Source organism: Burkholderia sp. WP42 (assembly GCF_000745665.1).
In the GTDB taxonomy this organism is placed as follows: Bacteria; Pseudomonadota; Gammaproteobacteria; order Burkholderiales; family Burkholderiaceae; genus Burkholderia; species Burkholderia vietnamiensis.
In genome coordinates this window covers 116,242-133,930 of sequence record NZ_JQJT01000024.1, presented here as the reverse complement: position 1 = coordinate 133,930, position 17,689 = coordinate 116,242, and the positions used below count along the sequence as shown (strand labels likewise).

The window sequence follows — 17,689 nt, the reverse complement described above, 5'->3', positions numbered from 1 at the left end:
AATATGAATGGTTGCTCGCCGACCGCGGCGCTTCACGCCCGCGGCGGCTCGAGTCTCATCCCGTTGTTCAGGCTTCGCCGTCCGACGCCTCGTCGACTTCGCCCTCACCCTCTTCGGCTTCAGCGATCTGCTGCAGGCCGGAGAGCTTCGTGCCCTCATCAAGACTGATGAGTGTAACACCTTGCGTAGCCCGTCCCATCTCGCGGATCTCGGACACACGGGTGCGGATCAATACGCCGGCAGTCGTGATCAGCATGATCTGATCTTCGGCGTCGACGAGCGTCGCGGCGACCACCTTGCCGTTGCGCTCGGACGTCTGGATCGCGATCATCCCCTTCGTGCCGCGGCCGTGACGCGTGTACTCGGTGATCGGGGTGCGCTTGCCGTAGCCGTTCTCGGTCGCGGTGAGCACCGTCTGCTCCTCGCTGCCCGCGACCAGCATCGCGATGACCTGCTGGCCGTCCTCGAGCTGCATGCCGCGCACGCCGCGCGCTTCGCGGCCCATCGGACGCACGTCGTTCTCGTCGAAGCGCACGGCCTTGCCGGCATCGGAGAACAGCATCACGTCGTGGGCGCCGTCGGTGATCGACGCGCCGATCAGGAAATCGCCGTCATCGAGACCGACCGCGATGATGCCCTTCTTCATCGGGCGGCTGAATGCTTCCAGCGGCGTCTTCTTCACGGTGCCGAGCGACGTCGCCATGAACACGAACTTGTCGGCCGAGAATTCCTTGACCGGCAGCACCACGTTGATCTTCTCGCCTTCCTGCAGCGGGAACATGTTGACGATCGGGCGGCCGCGCGAGTTGCGCGAGCCCTGCGGCACTTCATACACCTTGACCCAGTACACGCGGCCGCGGTTCGAGAAGCACAGGATGTAATCGTGCGTGTTCGCGATGAACAGCGTCTCGATCCAGTCGTCTTCCTTCATCTGCGTCGCCTGCTTGCCGCGGCCGCCGCGCTTCTGCGCGCGGTACTCGGACAGCGGCTGCGACTTCACGTAGCCCGCATGCGACATCGTGACGACCATGTCCTGCGGCGTGATCAGGTCTTCGGTGTTCAGTTCGGTCGCGTTCAGCTCGATCTTCGAGCGGCGCGCGTCGCCGAACTCGGCCTTCACCGACGTCAGCTCCTCGCCGATCATCGTCGTGATCCGCTCCGGGCGCGCGAGGATGTCCAGCAGGTCGGCGATCTGCGCCATCACTTCGCGGTACTCGCCGATGATCTTGTCCTGCTCGAGACCGGTCAGGCGTTGCAGGCGCATCTGCAGGATTTCCTGCGCCTGCGTGTCGGACAGGCGGTACAGCCCGTCGCCCTGCATCCCGAACGCCGGGTTCAGCCCTTCCGGACGATACGCGGCGCGACCGCCGGCCGCGGCGTTCTCCGTCTCGGCGCGCGCGAGCATCTCGCGCACGAGCGACGAATCCCACGACCGCTCCATCAGCCCCTGCTTCGCGATCGGCGGCGTCGGCGCGGCCTTGATGATCTCGATGAATTCGTCGATGTTGGCGAGCGCGACTGCGAGACCTTCGAGCACGTGGCCGCGTTCGCGAGCCTTGCGCAGTTCGTAGATCGTGCGGCGCGTCAGCACTTCGCGTCGGTGCGACAGGAAGCACTGCAGGATTTCCTTCAGGTTCAGCAGCTTCGGCTGGCCGTCGACGAGCGCGACCATGTTCATGCCGAACGTGTCCTGCAGCTGCGTCGCCTTGTACAGGTTGTTCAGCACGACCTCGGGCACTTCGCCGCGCTTCAGTTCGATCACGACACGCATGCCGCTCTTGTCGGACTCGTCGCGGATGTCCGAGATGCCTTCGAGCTTCTTCTCGTTGACGAGCTCGGCGATACGCTCGAGCAGCGAGCGCTTGTTCACCTGGTACGGGAGCTCGTCGACGATGATCGCCATCCGCTGGCCACGGTCGATCTCCTCGAAGTGCGTGGCCGCGCGCATCACGACGCGGCCGCGCCCGGTGCGATAGCCGTCGCGTACGCCGGCCACGCCGTAGATGATGCCGGCCGTCGGGAAGTCCGGCGCCGGGATGATCTCGATCAGCTCGTCGATCGTCGCTCCCGGGTTGTTCAGCAGATGCTGGCACGCGTCAACGACTTCGTTCAGGTTGTGCGGCGGAATGTTGGTCGCCATGCCGACCGCGATGCCCGACGAGCCGTTGATCAGCAGGTTCGGAATGCGCGACGGCAGGACCGACGGCTGCGTTTCGTTGCCGTCGTAGTTCGGCTCGAAGTCGACCGTTTCCTTGTCGATGTCGGCCAGCAGCTCATGCCCGATCTTCGCCATGCGAATTTCGGTGTAACGCATCGCCGCGGCGTTGTCGCCGTCGATCGAGCCGAAGTTGCCCTGCCCGTCGATCAGCATGTAGCGCAGCGAGAAGTCCTGCGCCATCCGCACGATCGTGTCGTACACCGCCGTATCGCCGTGCGGGTGGTACTTACCGATCACGTCACCGACGATACGCGCCGACTTCTTGTACGCGCGGTTCCAGTCGTTGTTCAGTTCGTGCATCGCGAACAGTACGCGCCGGTGCACGGGCTTCAGGCCATCGCGGACATCCGGGAGGGCACGTCCGACGATCACGCTCATCGCGTAATCGAGATACGAACGGCGCATTTCCTCCTCTAGGGAGGTGGGCAGGGTCTCTTTGGCGAATTGATCCATGTATCCGTATCGTTTCGGAGCGAAGACGGCGAACGCCTTTCGCGTGGGCGCTGCATGCGCAACGCAACGCGAGATTCTAACATGCGCCCATCCGCAGCCAATTCGCGACCCCCAACTATATGTAAACAGCAAAAATCGGAGCTGCGGTGCGATGCCCGCCCCGGCCGCGATCGCGCCCTCCTTTGGTGCGCGGGCGAGTCCTGCGACGTGGCGTCGCGGCAGCGGGTAAACATAGGCGTCGTTTCCCGCAATTTCCCCGCCCCACTCTTGACAATTTCTTAAAGTTGCGGCAGGCGACTGTTGCGCATGCACCACAAAGTGGGGGCGATCTTGGGGTGGGGAGGATTTTTTTTCGTAGGAAGGGAACGATATGGCAAAATGCCAACGCACTGAAAGTTAGACGCTGCTCGAAGTCTACACAGAGCGGTGCCGCGTTTTTTGTGCCGCACCAATGTTATACTTCGAGCAATGTATGACTTGTCACCGTCAACAGGCTCGCAGTAAACCTGCGGTAATCTCAATTTCGAGAGGAGAAATATGAATAAACTTTCAAAGCTCGCGTTCATTGCAGCTACCGCAGTTATGGCTGCATCCGCTTCGGCACAGTCGGTGCCGGCGTCGCGTCAAGCCGTCAACGACAACTGGGTGAACGGTACGGGCGAATGGGTGTGGATGAACGGCACGAACGAGCTCTGCTGGCGTGACGCGTTCTGGACGCCGGCCACCGCCAACGCAAAGTGCGATGGCGCACTGGTCGCCCAGGCACCGCAACCGCCGGTCGCTCCGGCTGCTGCACCGGCAATTTCGAGCCAGAAGATCACGTACCAAGCCGACGCGCTGTTCGACTTCGACAAGGCAACGCTCAAGCCGCTGGGCAAGCAGAAGCTGGACGAACTGGCATCGAAGATCGAGGGCATGAACACGGAAGTGGTCGTCGCCACCGGCTACACGGACCGCATCGGTTCGGACAAGTACAACGACCGTCTGTCGCTGCGCCGTGCGCAAGCAGTCAAGTCGTACCTGGTCAGCAAGGGCATCCCGGCCAACAAGATCTACACGGAAGGCAAGGGCAAGCGCAATCCGGTTACGACGGGCTGCAACCAGAAGAACCGCAAGCAACTGATCGCCTGCCTCGCACCGGACCGCCGCGTGGAAGTCGAAGTGGTCGGTACGCAGCAAGTGCAGAAGACGACCGTTCCGGCGCAGTAAGCCGCGGTTTCAACTGCTCCAAAGCCCCGCTCCGGCGGGGCTTTTTCATTGATGCCCGTCCAGGCGCTTGCTGGCCTCGTTGTCCGCCCGCTTATATACTTGCGGCTGACGTACCGACGCACCGCCCTCCTTCCGTACCCGTTTGCCGACATGACCAACGCCGATCCGCACGAACTCCAGAAATTCAGCGACCTCGCCCATCGGTGGTGGGATCCGAACGCCGAATTCAAGCCCTTGCACGACCTGAACCCGGTCCGGCTCGGCTGGATCGACTCGCATGCGCATCTGGCCGGCAAGCGCGCGCTCGATATCGGTTGCGGCGGCGGCATCCTGTCCGAATCGATGGCCGGGCTCGGCGCGCAGGTCAAAGGCATCGACCTGTCGAACGAAGCGCTCGGCGTCGCCGATCTGCACAGCCTCGAAAGCGGCATCACCGTCGATTACGAGGCGATCGCCGCCGAAGCGATCGCCGAGCGCGAGCCCGGCAGCTACGACGTCGTCACCTGCATGGAAATGCTCGAGCACGTGCCGTCGCCGGCCGGCGTCGTCTCTGCCTGCGCGAAGCTCGTGAAGCCCGGCGGCTGGGTGTTCTTCTCGACGCTGAACCGCAACCTCAAGTCGTACCTGTTCGCGGTGATCGGCGCCGAGTACATCGCGCAGATGCTGCCGAAGGGCACGCACGACTACGCGCGCTTCATCCGCCCGTCGGAACTGGCCGGTTTCGTGCGCGCGACCGATCTGCACATCGTCGAGCTCAAGGGCATCACCTATCACCCGATCGGCAAGCGCTTTGCGCTGTCGAACGACACCGACATCAACTATCTCGTCGCGTGCCGCCGCGGCGCGTAATCCTCGACCCGGCATGACGACCTCCCTTTCGACCGAGCGCACGACGCTCGACGCACCGCGGCTGACGCAGTGCGACGCCGTGCTGTTCGATCTCGACGGCACGCTCGCCGATACGGCGCCCGATCTCGCCGCCGCCGTCCACAAGATGCAGCGCGTGCGCGGCCTGCCCGAGACGCCGCTCGACGTGCTGCGGCCGCTCGCGTCGGCCGGCGCCCGCGGCCTGCTCGGCGGCGCGTTCGGCATCGATCCGCAGACGCCCGGCTACGACGCGATGCGCGACGAGTTCCTCGCCAACTATGCGACGGACATCTGCGTGCACACCGCGCTGTTTCCGGGGATCGGCGACGTGCTGGACGAACTGGACGCGCGCCGCGTGCGCTGGGGCATCGTCACCAACAAGGTGATGCGCCTCACCGCACCGCTCGCCGACCTGCTCGGCCTCGCGGCACGCGCGGCCTGCATCGTCGGAGGCGACACGACGCCGCACTCGAAGCCCCATCCGGCCCCGCTGCTGCACGCAGCCGCACAACTGACGCTCGCGCCCGAGCGGATCGTCTATGTCGGCGACGACCTGCGCGACATCCAGGCCGGCACCGCGGCCGGCATGGCGACGGTCGCAGCCGCGTATGGCTACTGCGGCGACGGCGCTGCGCCGGCCGACTGGCAGGCGCAGCATCTCGTCGACACGACGCTGCAACTGCGCGAACTGCTGCGCGATGTTGGGCTATAATGGTCGATCTTATCCGCGGGGGCGACCTGGTTTCGACAGGGGTTGTGAAGCGGCTAGGGCATGTCGAGGACCCGTCACCTCGTTAATCAATGGGAAAAACGTAACTGCAAACGACGATACGTTCGCACTGGCAGCCTAACGGCCGCCGTCCTCTGCCTAGTTCACTGACGGGCTAGTGTCGCAAGACCGGTAGCAATACCGACAGAGGTCATATACGTCAGTTAAGCCTTGGCGGCGTCGCGACGTCCGGGTCGAAAACTTAGCGAATCGCCGTAGTGCAGCGTGTTCGTCCGCGTCGCTGCGGTTAAATCAAATGACTGAACTAAACATGTAGAACTAGTCGTGGAGCGCTTCTGGACGCGGGTTCGATTCCCGCCGCCTCCACCAAATACACGGCAACGCAGTTCGGCGCGTTGCCAGGAAAAACCCGCGACAGCGTCACGCTTCGCGGGTTTTTTATTGCCGTTCGGCTGGTTCGAGCGCCCGCAATCACACGTGCGGAGCGAAATTTCGCCGCGCGGCGATTTCCGTGTCGTGCCCCTGCCCTGCCGGATGTGTCTCGAACTCTTCCAATGCGGGAAGGCGCTCTGCCCGATCGCGGCCCGCGTTGAAACACAGCTGCCCTAGTACAGCCAGCCCGCAGCGCCCCGCAAACTTCCCGTCCAGACGAACAAAACCCCGCACGACACGCGTCTGCGGGGTTGCTTGTTGCCAACGAACGATACGTCACGCGCCATTTGAAAAAGCGCCCAGCCCCGGACGGGCCGGGCAGAATACCGCCGGTACGCCGGCGGCAGGAGGTGACGGACGTCCGCAGCCGCTCGCGCGGCGATCGACCGCGCCGAACGGCGTCTGCCCGACGGCGCGGGCCGGGAGCACGACACCTCGTCGCTCCCGGCCCGCGCTTTCGTCGGGCAGTGCGCAGCTTAGCTGCCGCGATACAGCGACTTCATTTCTTCAACGCTGGCCGGACGCACGCCGATCGCGCGCGAACCCGATGCCGACGCACCCTGCACTTGCGCACCGTAGCCGCTCGCATCGGCGCCTTGCGCCTGCGCGACTGCGCGCTGCTGCTCGGCGACGCGGGCGGTCGCAGCCTGGATCGCTTCCGGATAATGCGGATCTTCGCCGCGGGCGGTGTTGTAACCGGCCTGCTGCAGTTGCACCAGTTCCGCACGAACCTGGGCGCGGGTGAGTGCCGAGCCGGACTGAGCGAACGACACGACCGGGGCGACGAGAGCGGCAGCAACGACAACAGCTTGAACGAGCGACTTCATGATGACCTACCTCCGTATTTGTCTGATCTTGCGATGAACACCCGTTCATCGCCGACAAATGGAAGTGTATGTAGGCAACTGCTTAAGAATAAGGCAGGTTTCTGGAAGACATTCTTTCAGGATTACGGGTTAACCCTATAGTCCATTAGTGCGCCGGCACCCGCCCGGCAGCGCCGCATAAACGCGAGCCCCGCGAAGCGGCAGGCTTCGCGGGGCTCGGCAGACCGGCGCGCTGCGCGGCCATTGTGGCTACGCGCGCTGCGATCGGGAAGCGGTGGTTACTGCGTATCCATCGGGCACTTCAGGTTGCAGCCGTTCGGATCGCCGATGTCGCCCTTGCGACGCAGCGCAGACTTCTTGCCGCTCTGATATTTCTGCGACGGCGCCGACGCCGCGAACGGCATCTGCGGATGCTCGTTCAGGCGGAACTGATCGCTCAGAATCCCGCCGGGCACGCCCGGGGAGTTCTGCGCGAACGCAAACGGCGTGGCGGCGATCAGAAGCCCCGCGGTCAACGCTGCCGCGGAGAGAGGAACGGAAAGTTTCATGGCGGGATGACGCCTGAACGGCGTGCTTGTTGGAACGTTGATCAAGCGGCAAGCGTAGCGCAAATCCCCTGCTGCTGCAGCGCGCGCCGCACGCGCGTGCATTACCTTCCGTTGCCGCCCGGCACGGTGGCAGCGTCCCCGTCGAGCCCCGCCGCAACGCCGATCAGCGTGCCGCATGCTGCTGGATCGTAGCCGTCGAGATGCGCGACGCGCTCGACGAACGCCGGATCGCGCAGCAACGCGAGCACGTCGGCGAGCGGCCGCGACGCCAGCCGCGCGCGCTCGCATGCGAAGTAGTAATCCTCGTCGACGACCGGAATGAAATCGAGCCCGAAGTGATGGGCGGCCGGCTCGACGCCGAAGCCGAGATCCGCCATCCCGCTCGCGACGAACGCCGCGATCGCCGAGTGCGTGAGCTCGGCCGACGCATAGCCGTCGATCCGCTCCGGATCGACGCCGATCGAGCGCAGCGCGAGATCGAGCAGCATTCGCGTACCGGACCCCGGCTGCCGATTGACGAAGCGGATATCGTTGCGCGCCAGATCGGCCAGCCCGCGCACCTGCTTCGGGTTGCCGCGCGGCACGAACAATCCTTGCTGACGGCGCGTCAGATGAATCAGCACATGGCGCGTGTCGTCGAGCCACGGCCGGTAGATCTGCGCGCATTGTTCGCGAAACGCGCCACGCGGCAGATGAAAGCCGGCCAGCTCGCATTCGCCGCGTGCAAGCGCGCGGACGGCCTCGACGCTCTCGCGGTACTTGATGTCGACGGCCGCGTGCGCATCGACCAGCGCGGCCACCAGCGCCGCGACCGCATAGCCGTGCGACGCGTGGATGCGCACCGCACCGTCGCGCTGCGCGAGCCGGCGGTTCAGGTCGCTCGCCACCTCGGCGGCGAGCGACCGCAGATTCCCGTCGAGGCGCGTGTGCGCGAGGCGCTGCGCGTCGACGACGGCCCGCCCCAGTTCCGACAACGTCGAGCCCTTGCCGCGCGCCGTCTCGATCAGCTCGCCGCCGATGCACGCCTCGAGCGCGCGCAGCATGCCCCACGCGTGCCGGTAGGACAGCCCTTTCGCCTGCGCCGCCTGCGCGATGCTGCCCGTCTCGGCCACCAGCTCGAGCAACGGCGCGACGTCCGACAGGCTCGCCGAACGGCCCGCCGTGTCGCGCACGGTCAAATACGCGTCGCATTCGATTCGAATCATTTATGTACTCCGATTTCCTATTGCGGCCACGAAATCTTCCGCTTATCGTTGTTTGAAATCAATCAGAACGAAGTCACGGTGTGCGTTATATGAATTACCGGCACATATGAGACTTTGGAGGAGCACAAGCGATGTCCCCGAATTCCCCTGCGCCCGACGCGCTGGTCGAGCGTCACGCGCGCGCCGGCCGCTCGCTCGTCGCGATCCTGCATGCGATCCAGGACGATGCGGGCTACGTGCCGGCCGGCTGCGTCGCGCCGCTGGCGAAGGCGCTCAACTTGTCGCGCGCCGAAGTGCATGGCGTGCTCACCTACTATCACCACTTCCGCACCGCGCCGCCCGCCCGCGTGACGATCCAGATGTGCCGCGCCGAAGCGTGCCGCAGCATGGGTTGCGAAGCGCTGGCCGAGCATGCGCAGGCGCGCACCGGTTGCCGGTTCGACGCGGCGCACGGCGATGCTGCCGACCCACACGCGCCGCCCGACGTCGCCCTCGAATCGGTGTACTGCCTCGGGCTGTGCGCGCAGTCGCCGTCGATGACGATCAACGGCGTGCTGCACGCGAAGGTCACGCCGGAGAAATTCGACGCGCTGCTCGCGCAGGCCGCCGCCCACACGCCGGAGGCCGCATGACGACCCGCATCTACGTGCCGCGCGATTCGTCCGCGCTCGCACTCGGCGCCGACGCGCTGGCCGCCGCGATCGTCGCGCACGCGCAGCAGCGCGGCATCGACATCGAGCTGATTCGCAACGGCTCGCGCGGCTTGCTGTGGCTCGAGCCGCTGGTCGAAGTCGGCACGCCTGCCGGACGCGTCGGCTACGCGAACCTGTCGGCGACCGACGTGCCCGCGCTGTTCAATGCGAACTGGCTCGACGGCGGCGCGCATCCGAGCGGCGTCGGCCTCGTCGACGCACTGCCGTATCTCGCGCGCCAGCAGCGCCTCACGTTCGCCCGCATCGGCCTGACCGATCCGCTGTCGATCGACGACTACCTCGCGCACGACGGCCTCGCCGGCTTGAAGAACGCGCTCGCGATGGATGGCGATGCCGCGTGCGACACGCTGATCGAATCGGGGCTGCGCGGCCGCGGCGGCGCGGCCTTTCCGGCCGGCATCAAGTGGCGCACCGTCCGGCAGGCGGCCGCGACGCAGAAGTACATCGTCTGCAACGCGGACGAAGGCGACTCGGGCACGTTCTCCGATCGTCTGATCATGGAAAGCGACCCGTATTGCCTGATCGAAGGGATGATCATCGCGGGCATCGCGACGGGCGCGACGCTCGGCTACATCTACGTGCGCAGCGAGTACCCGCACGCGATCGCGACGCTCGAAACAGCGCTCGAGCGCGCCCGCGAAGCCGGCTGGCTCGGTGCGCACGTGCTCGGCTCCGCGCACGCGTTCGACCTGCACGTCGCGAAAGGCGCCGGCTCGTACGTGTGCGGCGAGGAAACGGCGCTGCTCGAATCGCTCGAAGGCAAGCGCGGCGTGGTGCGCGCGAAGCCGCCGCTGCCCGCGCTCGCCGGTCTGTACGGTAAGCCGACCGTGATCAACAACGTCATCACGCTCGCCACCGCGCCGGTGATCTTCGCGCGCGGCGCGGCGTTCTATCGCGACTACGGAATGGGCCGCTCGCGCGGCACGCTGCCGTTACAGCTCGCGGGCAACATCCGTCACGGCGGCCTCGTCGAGCTGGCGTTCGGCGTCACGCTGCGCGAGCTGCTGTTCGATTACGGCGGCGGCACGGCGAGCGGCCGGCCCGCGCGCGCCGCGCAGGTCGGCGGCCCGCTCGGCACCTACCTGCCCGAGCATCAGTGGGACGTGCCGCTCGACTACGAGGCGTACGCGGCGATCGGCGCGGTCGTCGGTCACGGCGGCATCGTGCTGCACGACGACACGTCGAATCTCGCGGAACTCGCCGAGTACGCGATGAAGTTCTGCGCGATCGAATCGTGCGGCAAGTGCACGCCGTGCCGGATCGGCTCGACGCGCGGCGTGGAGACGATCGCGCGGATCCGCAACGGCGATACGTCCGAACGGCAGATCACGCTGCTGCGCGACCTCTGCGACACGATGCTCGCAGGCTCGCTGTGCGCGATGGGCGGGATGACGCCGTATCCGGTGCTGTCCGCGCTCGACCATTTCCCCGAAGATTTCGGGCTCGCCGCCGGCCAGCCGGCCGCGTCGGGTCCGGTCAAGGCTGCGGCCTGACCCAGAAGGAGCCCTGCATGTCCCTCGACACTCAGAACGTCCGCCAAGGCGGCTGCGGCTCGGGCCAATGCGCGTGCAAGAGCGCCGCAGCGGCGCGCGCGCGCGATCCGTTCGACGAAACCGACTATGGCACGCCGCAACGCCATGCCGACACCGACGTCACGCTCGAAATCGACGGTCAGGCGGTCACGGTGCCGGCCGGCACGTCGGTGATGCGCGCCGCGATCGAAGCCGGCGTCAACGTACCGAAGCTGTGCGCGACCGATTCGCTCGAGCCGTTCGGCTCGTGCCGGCTGTGCCTGGTGGAGATCGAAGGCCGGCGCGGCTATCCGGCGTCGTGCACGACGCCCGCCGAGGCCGGGATGAAGGTACGCACGCAATCGGACCGGCTGCAGAAGCTGCGCCGCAACGTGATGGAGCTGTACATCTCCGACCATCCGCTCGACTGCCTCACCTGCCCGGCCAACGGCGACTGCGAACTGCAGGACATGGCGGGCGTCGTCGGGCTGCGCGAAGTGCGTTACGGCTTCGACGGCGCGAATCACCTGCGCGACCGGAAGGACGAGTCGAATCCGTACTTCACGTACGACCCGTCGAAGTGCATCGTCTGCAACCGCTGCGTGCGCGCCTGCGAGGAGACGCAGGGCACGTTCGCGCTGACGATCGCCGCACGCGGCTTCGAGTCGCGCGTCGCCGCCGGCGCAAGCGAATCGTTCATGGCGTCGGAATGCGTGTCGTGCGGCGCGTGCGTCGCAGCGTGCCCGACCGCCACGCTGCAGGAGAAGAGCGTCGTGCAGCTCGGCCAGGCCGAACACTCGGTGGTCACCACCTGCGCATACTGCGGCGTCGGCTGCTCGCTCAAGGCGGAGATGAAGGGCACGCAGGTCGTGCGGATGACGCCGCACAAGAACGGCCTCGCAAACGAAGGCCACGCATGCGTGAAGGGCCGCTTCGCGTGGGGCTATGCGACGCACAAGGACCGCATCACGAAGCCGATGATCCGCGAGAAGATCACCGACCCGTGGCGCGAAGTCAGCTGGGAAGAGGCGCTCACCTACGCGGCGACGCAATTCCGCAAGCTGCAGCAGAAGTACGGCCGCGATTCGATCGGCGGCATCACGTCGTCGCGCTGCACGAACGAGGAAACCTACCTCGTGCAGAAGCTGGTGCGCGCGGCGTTCGGCAACAACAACGTCGACACCTGCGCGCGCGTGTGCCATTCGCCGACCGGCTATGGCCTGAAGACGACGCTCGGCGAATCGGCCGGCACGCAGACCTTCGCATCGATCGGCCAAGCCGACGTGATCGTCGTGATGGGCGCCAACCCGACCGACGGCCATCCGGTGTTCGGCTCGCGGCTGAAGCGGCGCGTGCGCGAAGGCGCAAAGCTGATCGTGATCGACCCGCGCCGCATCGACGTGGTCGACGGCCCGCACGTGAAGGCGACGCACCACCTGCAGCTGCGCCCCGGCACGAACGTCGCGATGATCAATGCGCTCGCGCACGTGATCGTCACCGAAGGGCTGGTCGCGGACGCGTTCGTCGCCGAGCGCTGCGACACGCGCGCGTTCGAGCAATGGCGCGACTTCGTGTCGCGCGCGGAGAACTCGCCGGAGGCGACCGCCGAAGTGACCGGCGTGCCGGCCGAACAGGTGCGCGAAGCCGCGCGCCTTTATGCCACCGGCGGCAACGCGGCGATCTACTACGGTCTCGGCGTGACCGAACATGCGCAAGGCTCGACGACGGTGATGGGCATTGCGAACCTCGCGATGGCGACCGGCAACATCGGCCGCGAAGGCGTGGGCGTCAATCCGCTGCGCGGCCAGAACAACGTGCAGGGCTCGTGCGACATGGGCTCGTTTCCGCACGAGCTGCCCGGTTACCGCCACATCGGCGACGCGAGCGTGCGCAGCCAGTTCGAGTACGCATGGTCGGCCACGCTGCAGCCGGAACCGGGGCTGCGCATTCCGAACATGTTCGACGCGGCGCTCGACGGCAGCTTCAAGGGGCTCTATTGCCAGGGCGAGGACATCGTCCAGTCGGACCCGAACACGCAGCACGTCGCGGCCGCGCTGTCGGCGATGGAATGCATCGTCGTGCAGGACATCTTCCTGAACGAGACGGCCAAATACGCGCACGTGCTGCTGCCGGGCTCGACGTTCCTCGAGAAGGACGGCACGTTCACGAACGCGGAGCGGCGCATCTCGCGCGTGCGCAAGGTGATGCCGCCGCTCGCCGGCTACGCGGACTGGGAAGTGACGCTGATGCTGTCGCAGGCGCTCGGCTACGACATGCACTACACGCACCCGTCGGAAATCATGGACGAGATCGCGCGGCTCACGCCGACTTTCTCCGGCGTGTCGTACGAGAAGCTCGACGCGCTCGGCAGCATCCAGTGGCCTTGCAACGACGAGGCGCCGGAAGGCACGCCGACGATGCACATCGACGCCTTCGTGCGCGGCAAGGGCCGCTTCGTGATCACGCAGTTCATCCCGACGCCGGAGAAGGTCACGCAGCGCTATCCGCTGATCCTGACTACCGGGCGCATCCTGTCGCAATACAACGTCGGCGCGCAGACGCGCCGGACCGAGAACGTGCAGTGGCACGAAGAGGACCGCCTGGAGATCCATCCGCACGACGCGGAGGACCGCGGGATCCACAGCGGCGACTGGGTCGGCATCGAGTCGCGTGCGGGCCAGACGGTGCTGCGTGCGCTCGTGTCCGATCGCATGCAGCCTGGCGTGGTCTACACGACGTTCCACTTCCCCGAATCTGGCGCGAACGTGATCACGACCGACAGTTCCGACTGGGCGACGAACTGCCCGGAATACAAGGTCACGGCCGTGCAGGTGATGCCGGTCGCGCAGCCGTCCGACTGGCAACGCTCGTACGCGCGCTTCAACTCGGAGCAGCTCGAGCTGCACGAGCGCCGCGCCAGCGCGCCGGGCGTTGCGACGACGGGCAAGTGAGGACGCCATGGACCACGCACACCTGATCGAGATGGCGAACCAGATCGGCGCCTTTTTCGAGTCGATGCCCGATCGCGACGAAGCGCTGACCGGGATCGCCGACCATATCCGGCGCTTCTGGGAACCGCGGATGCGCCGCGCGCTACTCGCCGCGCTCGACGATCCGTCGAGCGAAGCCGGACGCCGCGCCGCGCCGATCGTGCGCGACGCGATCGCCGCGCATCGCGCGTCGCTCGTGCCGGCAGACGCTCACGCGTGACGGACGTGCTACGCGCCCGTTACGCAACCATGACGCGCGTTTGACGCAGGTCTGACGCGCGTCGCTACGCGGGCTGCGGCATGCCCGCGAACCAGCTTTCGCAATGGCGCAGCAGCGCGTTCGCGTCGGTGGCGGTGCGCCCGCGCGCCGCGATGTAGCCGTCGGGGCGCAACAGATAGAACGACGGCCGCGAGCGACCGTACGCTTGCGCGAGCGCGTCCGCGCCGTCGGCTTCGGCATCGGCGATGCGCCACGCACGCACGGCGCCCGGCATGATCCGCTCCAATCCCTGCGCGAGCGCCTGTGCATCCGCCGACGGCGGCCGCACTGCGCCGGCGTCGACGTCGACATCTGCCATGTCCATACCGGGCGGCTCCTCGAGCAACAGCAGCGTAAAGCTAGCCGGATCGTGCAGGTCGTAGAGCCGCGCGGTCCCCGGCGCGCGGCCGAGCGGCCCGTCGATCACATGCACGAGCGCATCGGGCGCACGCTCGCCCGCCCGCGGCCCGCCGTCGAGCACGCGCTCGAGCGTGAGCGGGCTTTTCCGGTACTGGACGCCCAGCTCGCTGAACGAGCGGCGCACCGCGTCGCGCACCGGCCCGAACGACGCGAGCAGCGGCACGACGTGATCGCGCAGCAGCTTGACCGCGCCGTGGTCGGCTTCGACCATCTGCGTGATGAAACCGGTCTGCCGCAACACGTCGCGCTCGATCGGATGGCGCTCCGCGTGATAGGTGTCGAGCAGCCGCTCGGGCGTGCCGGCGGCGAGCACGCGCGCGAGCTTCCAGCCGAGATTGAACGCTTCCTGCATCCCCGTATTCATCCCCTGCGCACCGGCCGGGCTGTGAATGTGCGCGGCATCGCCCGCGAAAAACACGCGGCCGTGGCGTAGCCGCTCGACCATCCTGCTGTGCAGATGAAAGTACGACGACCACGTGAGGTCGCTCGGCGCGATCGATATACCCATCCGCGCGCGCACGATCGCGTCGCACTCGTCGAGCGACGGTGCCGGTGCGTCGGGCGACGGGTCGCCGCCGGGCGGGCGATCGGCCACGAGCCGGTAGCGGCCGCCGCCCATCGGGAACAGGCCGGCAATGCCGTCGGGCGTCGTAAACAGGTGGATCTCTTCGTCGGACCAGTCGGGAATCGCGGCGAAATCGGCGAGCAGGAACGTCTGCTCGAACGCACGCCCCGCGAAGCCCACGCGCAGCAGACGCCGCACCGTGCTGTGGGCGCCGTCGGCGGCGATCAGGTAGGACGGCGCGCAGCGCGCTTCGCGGCCGTCGGCGCCGCGCAGCGTCACGTCGAGCGACGTGCCGTCGGCCTCGCATGCGACGAGCGTGACGCCGCGCTCGACCGTCACGCCGAAGCCGGCGAGATGCTCGGTGAGCAAGCGCTCGGTGACGCTCTGGTCGAGCAGCAGCAGGTACGGATAGCTCGTGTGCAGCGGGTCGAAATCGAGCCGTGCGATCACGCGGCCATCGGCATGCAGCGCGGCCGCATGCACCCGGTGGCCGAGCGCGAGGAACGGTTCGACCGCACGATGCTGCTCGAGCAGCTCGAGCGTGCGCGCCTGGATGCCGATCGCGCGGGAATGCGCGGCGGGCACCGCGAGGCGGTCGATGATGCGCACCGGCACGCGGGCACGCGCGAGGCTCATCGCCGCGGCGAGGCCGGTGGGACCCGCGCCGACGATCAGCACGGGTGGAATATCGAGCAGTGTGTCAGCCATGAGACCCTCGATGACACGCGACCCTGCCAGTCTACGCCGCTCCGCGTGACGGGGCCATATGCCAATCGGCCGATCTGGGGCCGCCATGCGCAGTGTGGGAAAATACGCGCTTTCCGTCAGTTCTAGCGTCATGGATTCCGCATTCGACCGAGCGTATGCCGCGCACCGCGCGGGCCGCCTCGCCGAGGCCGAGCACGGCTATCGCGCCGCGCTCGCCACCAATCCCGCCGATGCCGACGCGCTCCATCTGTTTGGCGTGCTGCGGCATCAGCAGGGGCAGCATGCCGAAGCGGCCGACCTCGTCGGCCGCGCCGTCGAGTTGCGCCCGGGCGACGCCGCGCTGCAGCTCAACCTGGGCAACGCGCTGAAGGCGCTCGGCCGGCTCGACGAGGCGATCGACCGCTTTCGCAACGCGCTGACGCTCGCGCCCGAATTTCCGCTCGCGCACTACAACCTCGGCAATGCGTATGCGGCGCTGCAGCGCCACGAGGATGCGGTCGACGCGTTCGGCCGCGCGCTGCGGCTCACGCCCGACGACGCCTCGATCCACAACAATCTCGGCAACGCGCTGAATGCGCTCGGCCGGCACGACGACGCGCTCGCCGCATTCCATCGCGCACTCGAGCTGCGCCCCGGACACGCCGGCGCGCACAACAATCTCGCGATGGCGCTGAACGCGATGGGGCGCGCAAACGACGCGATCGCGCACTTCCAGGCCGCGCTCGCCGCCGAGCCGCGCTTCGTGGCCGCGCATTTCAACCTCGGCAACACGTTCGAAGCGCTCGGCCGCCATGCCGAGGCCGCCGCCGCATTCGAAGCGGCCCTCGCGCTGCACCCGCCGTTTCCGCTCGCCCTGTTCGGGCTCGCGAACGCACTGAGCGCGCAGGGCCGCCACCGCGACGCGCTGCCCTGTTACGAGCGCGCGGTCGGCCTCGATCCGTCGTTCAGCCTCGCGTGGCTGAACCTCGGCAACGCGCATCACGCGCTCGGCGCGCACGAGATGGCGCTGCGCGCGTTCGACCAGGCGCTGCGCGTCGCGCCTGACCTCACGCTCGCACGGCTGCACCGCGCCGTCACGCTGCTCACGCTCGGCGACTTCACGCGCGGGCTGCCCGCCTACGAAGCGCGTCACGACACGCCCGGCGCAACGCCGCTCGGCACGCTGCCGCGCTGGCAAGGCGAGCCGATCGCGTCGCGTACGCTGCTGATTCGCGCCGAGCAGGGTTTCGGCGACACGCTGCAGTTCGTCCGCTTCGTACCGCTCGCCCGCGCGCGCTGCGCGCGCGTCGTGCTCGAAGTGCAGCGCGAGCTCGTCGCGCTGCTCGCCCCTGCCGCCGCGCGCTGGCGCGTCACGCTGGTCGCGCAGGACGCCGCGAAAACGCCCGCTGCGGACCTCGGATGCACGCTGATGAGCTTGCCGTTCCTGCTCGGCCTGCAACCGGGCGACATCGCCGCGGGCGCGCGCTATCTCGACGCGCCGGACAGCGCGCGCCGACGCTTTCGCGGCTCGCTCGGCGGGCAGTCGAGGCGCAAGTTCGGGCTCGCATGGTCCGGGCGCCGACAGGCGCAGGAAAACCGCTCGATGCCGTTCGATGCGCTCGCGCCGCTGCTCGCGCTGCCCGACATCGACTGGATCGTGCTGCAGCCCGCCCTGGACGCCGACGAGCGCGCGCGCGTCGACGCGCATCCGCGCGTGCATCACCTCGACGGCCGGCTGAACGACTTCGGCGATACGGCGGCGTTGATCGAGCGGCTCGACGGCGTCGTCACGATCGACACGGCCGTCGCCCATCTCGCGGGCGCGCTCGGCAAGCCGCTGTGGGTGATGCTGCCTTTCGCGGCCGACTGGCGCTGGTTCACCGGCGACGACTGTCCGTGGTACGCGCATGCACGGCTCGTCCGCCAGCCTGCGCCGGGGCAATGGCTCGACGTCGCGGCGAAAGTCGCCGACGCGCTACGCGCGGCCTGACGGCCGAGGCTCACAGAAAAAACGGAGCGGCGAGGCGCTCCGTTGTTCGTTCGGCGTGTCACACG

General features: G+C 67.4%; 13 protein-coding genes and 1 other RNA gene. 9 read left to right on the top strand and 5 right to left on the bottom strand.

Going from position 1 to position 17,689, the window contains the following annotated elements; genetic code table 11:
* Positions 1–67: 67 nt before the first annotated feature.
* On the bottom strand, positions 68–2,671 hold the full coding sequence (gene gyrA / locus EX20_RS16570) for a DNA gyrase subunit A (RefSeq protein WP_011883808.1): 2,604 nt from the start codon (positions 2,669–2,671) through the stop codon (positions 68–70).
* A 537-nt stretch (positions 2,672–3,208) separates the two neighbouring features.
* Here gyrA and ompA point away from each other — a divergent pair.
* The 4 genes from ompA to ssrA all read left to right on the top strand — a co-directional run bounded on the left by ompA (position 3,209) and on the right by ssrA (position 5,846).
* A complete protein-coding gene (ompA, locus tag EX20_RS16565; protein WP_011883806.1) occupies positions 3,209–3,880 on the top strand; it encodes an outer membrane protein OmpA in 672 nt (223 codons plus the stop codon).
* A 150-nt stretch (positions 3,881–4,030) separates the two neighbouring features.
* Complete coding sequence (gene ubiG / locus EX20_RS16560) at positions 4,031–4,729, top strand: bifunctional 2-polyprenyl-6-hydroxyphenol methylase/3-demethylubiquinol 3-O-methyltransferase UbiG (RefSeq protein WP_011883804.1); 699 nt, start codon at positions 4,031–4,033, stop codon at positions 4,727–4,729.
* Positions 4,730–4,742: 13 nt separating this feature from the next.
* On the top strand, positions 4,743–5,459 hold the full coding sequence (locus EX20_RS16555; protein WP_034194137.1) for an HAD-IA family hydrolase: 717 nt from the start codon (positions 4,743–4,745) through the stop codon (positions 5,457–5,459).
* 17 nt (positions 5,460–5,476) lie between these two features.
* Positions 5,477–5,846: a transfer-messenger RNA gene (gene ssrA, locus EX20_RS30820) on the top strand.
* Positions 5,847–6,385: 539 nt separating this feature from the next.
* On the opposite strand, the gene EX20_RS16550 is transcribed toward ssrA, so the two are convergent.
* From EX20_RS16550 to EX20_RS16540, 3 genes are all read right to left on the bottom strand, one after another.
* Positions 6,386–6,736, bottom strand: coding sequence for a DUF4148 domain-containing protein (locus tag EX20_RS16550; protein WP_011883800.1), 351 nt, complete (start codon positions 6,734–6,736; stop codon positions 6,386–6,388).
* 278 nt (positions 6,737–7,014) lie between these two features.
* Complete coding sequence (locus tag EX20_RS16545; RefSeq protein WP_011883798.1) at positions 7,015–7,284, bottom strand: hypothetical protein; 270 nt, start codon at positions 7,282–7,284, stop codon at positions 7,015–7,017.
* Between the two features lie 101 nt (positions 7,285–7,385).
* On the bottom strand, positions 7,386–8,489 hold the full coding sequence (locus EX20_RS16540; RefSeq protein WP_014722673.1) for a substrate-binding domain-containing protein: 1,104 nt from the start codon (positions 8,487–8,489) through the stop codon (positions 7,386–7,388).
* Between the two features lie 131 nt (positions 8,490–8,620).
* Between EX20_RS16540 and EX20_RS16535 the strand changes: the two genes are divergently transcribed.
* The 4 genes from EX20_RS16535 to EX20_RS16520 are packed head-to-tail and all read left to right on the top strand — an operon-like array spanning position 8,621 to position 13,923.
* Positions 8,621–9,121, top strand: a complete 501-nt coding sequence (locus EX20_RS16535) for an NAD(P)H-dependent oxidoreductase subunit E (RefSeq protein ID WP_011883796.1) — start codon at positions 8,621–8,623, stop codon at positions 9,119–9,121.
* A complete protein-coding gene (locus tag EX20_RS16530) occupies positions 9,118–10,695 on the top strand; it encodes a formate dehydrogenase beta subunit (protein ID WP_034194136.1) in 1,578 nt (525 codons plus the stop codon). The genes EX20_RS16535 and EX20_RS16530 overlap by 4 nt, the downstream gene beginning before the upstream one ends.
* 17 nt (positions 10,696–10,712) lie before the next feature.
* A complete protein-coding gene (gene fdhF, locus EX20_RS16525; protein WP_034194135.1) occupies positions 10,713–13,664 on the top strand; it encodes a formate dehydrogenase subunit alpha in 2,952 nt (983 codons plus the stop codon).
* A 7-nt stretch (positions 13,665–13,671) separates the two neighbouring features.
* Complete coding sequence (locus EX20_RS16520) at positions 13,672–13,923, top strand: formate dehydrogenase subunit delta (protein ID WP_034194134.1); 252 nt, start codon at positions 13,672–13,674, stop codon at positions 13,921–13,923.
* A 64-nt stretch (positions 13,924–13,987) separates the two neighbouring features.
* On the opposite strand, the gene EX20_RS16515 is transcribed toward EX20_RS16520, so the two are convergent.
* Positions 13,988–15,655, bottom strand: a complete 1,668-nt coding sequence (locus EX20_RS16515; protein ID WP_011883788.1) for an FAD-dependent monooxygenase — start codon at positions 15,653–15,655, stop codon at positions 13,988–13,990.
* A gap of 130 nt (positions 15,656–15,785) precedes the next feature.
* Here EX20_RS16515 and EX20_RS16510 point away from each other — a divergent pair, with 130 nt between their 5' ends.
* Positions 15,786–17,624: a tetratricopeptide repeat protein gene (locus EX20_RS16510; protein ID WP_404841956.1), complete on the top strand. Its 1,839-nt coding sequence runs from the start codon at positions 15,786–15,788 to the stop codon at positions 17,622–17,624.
* The last annotated feature ends 65 nt before the right edge of the window (positions 17,625–17,689 follow it).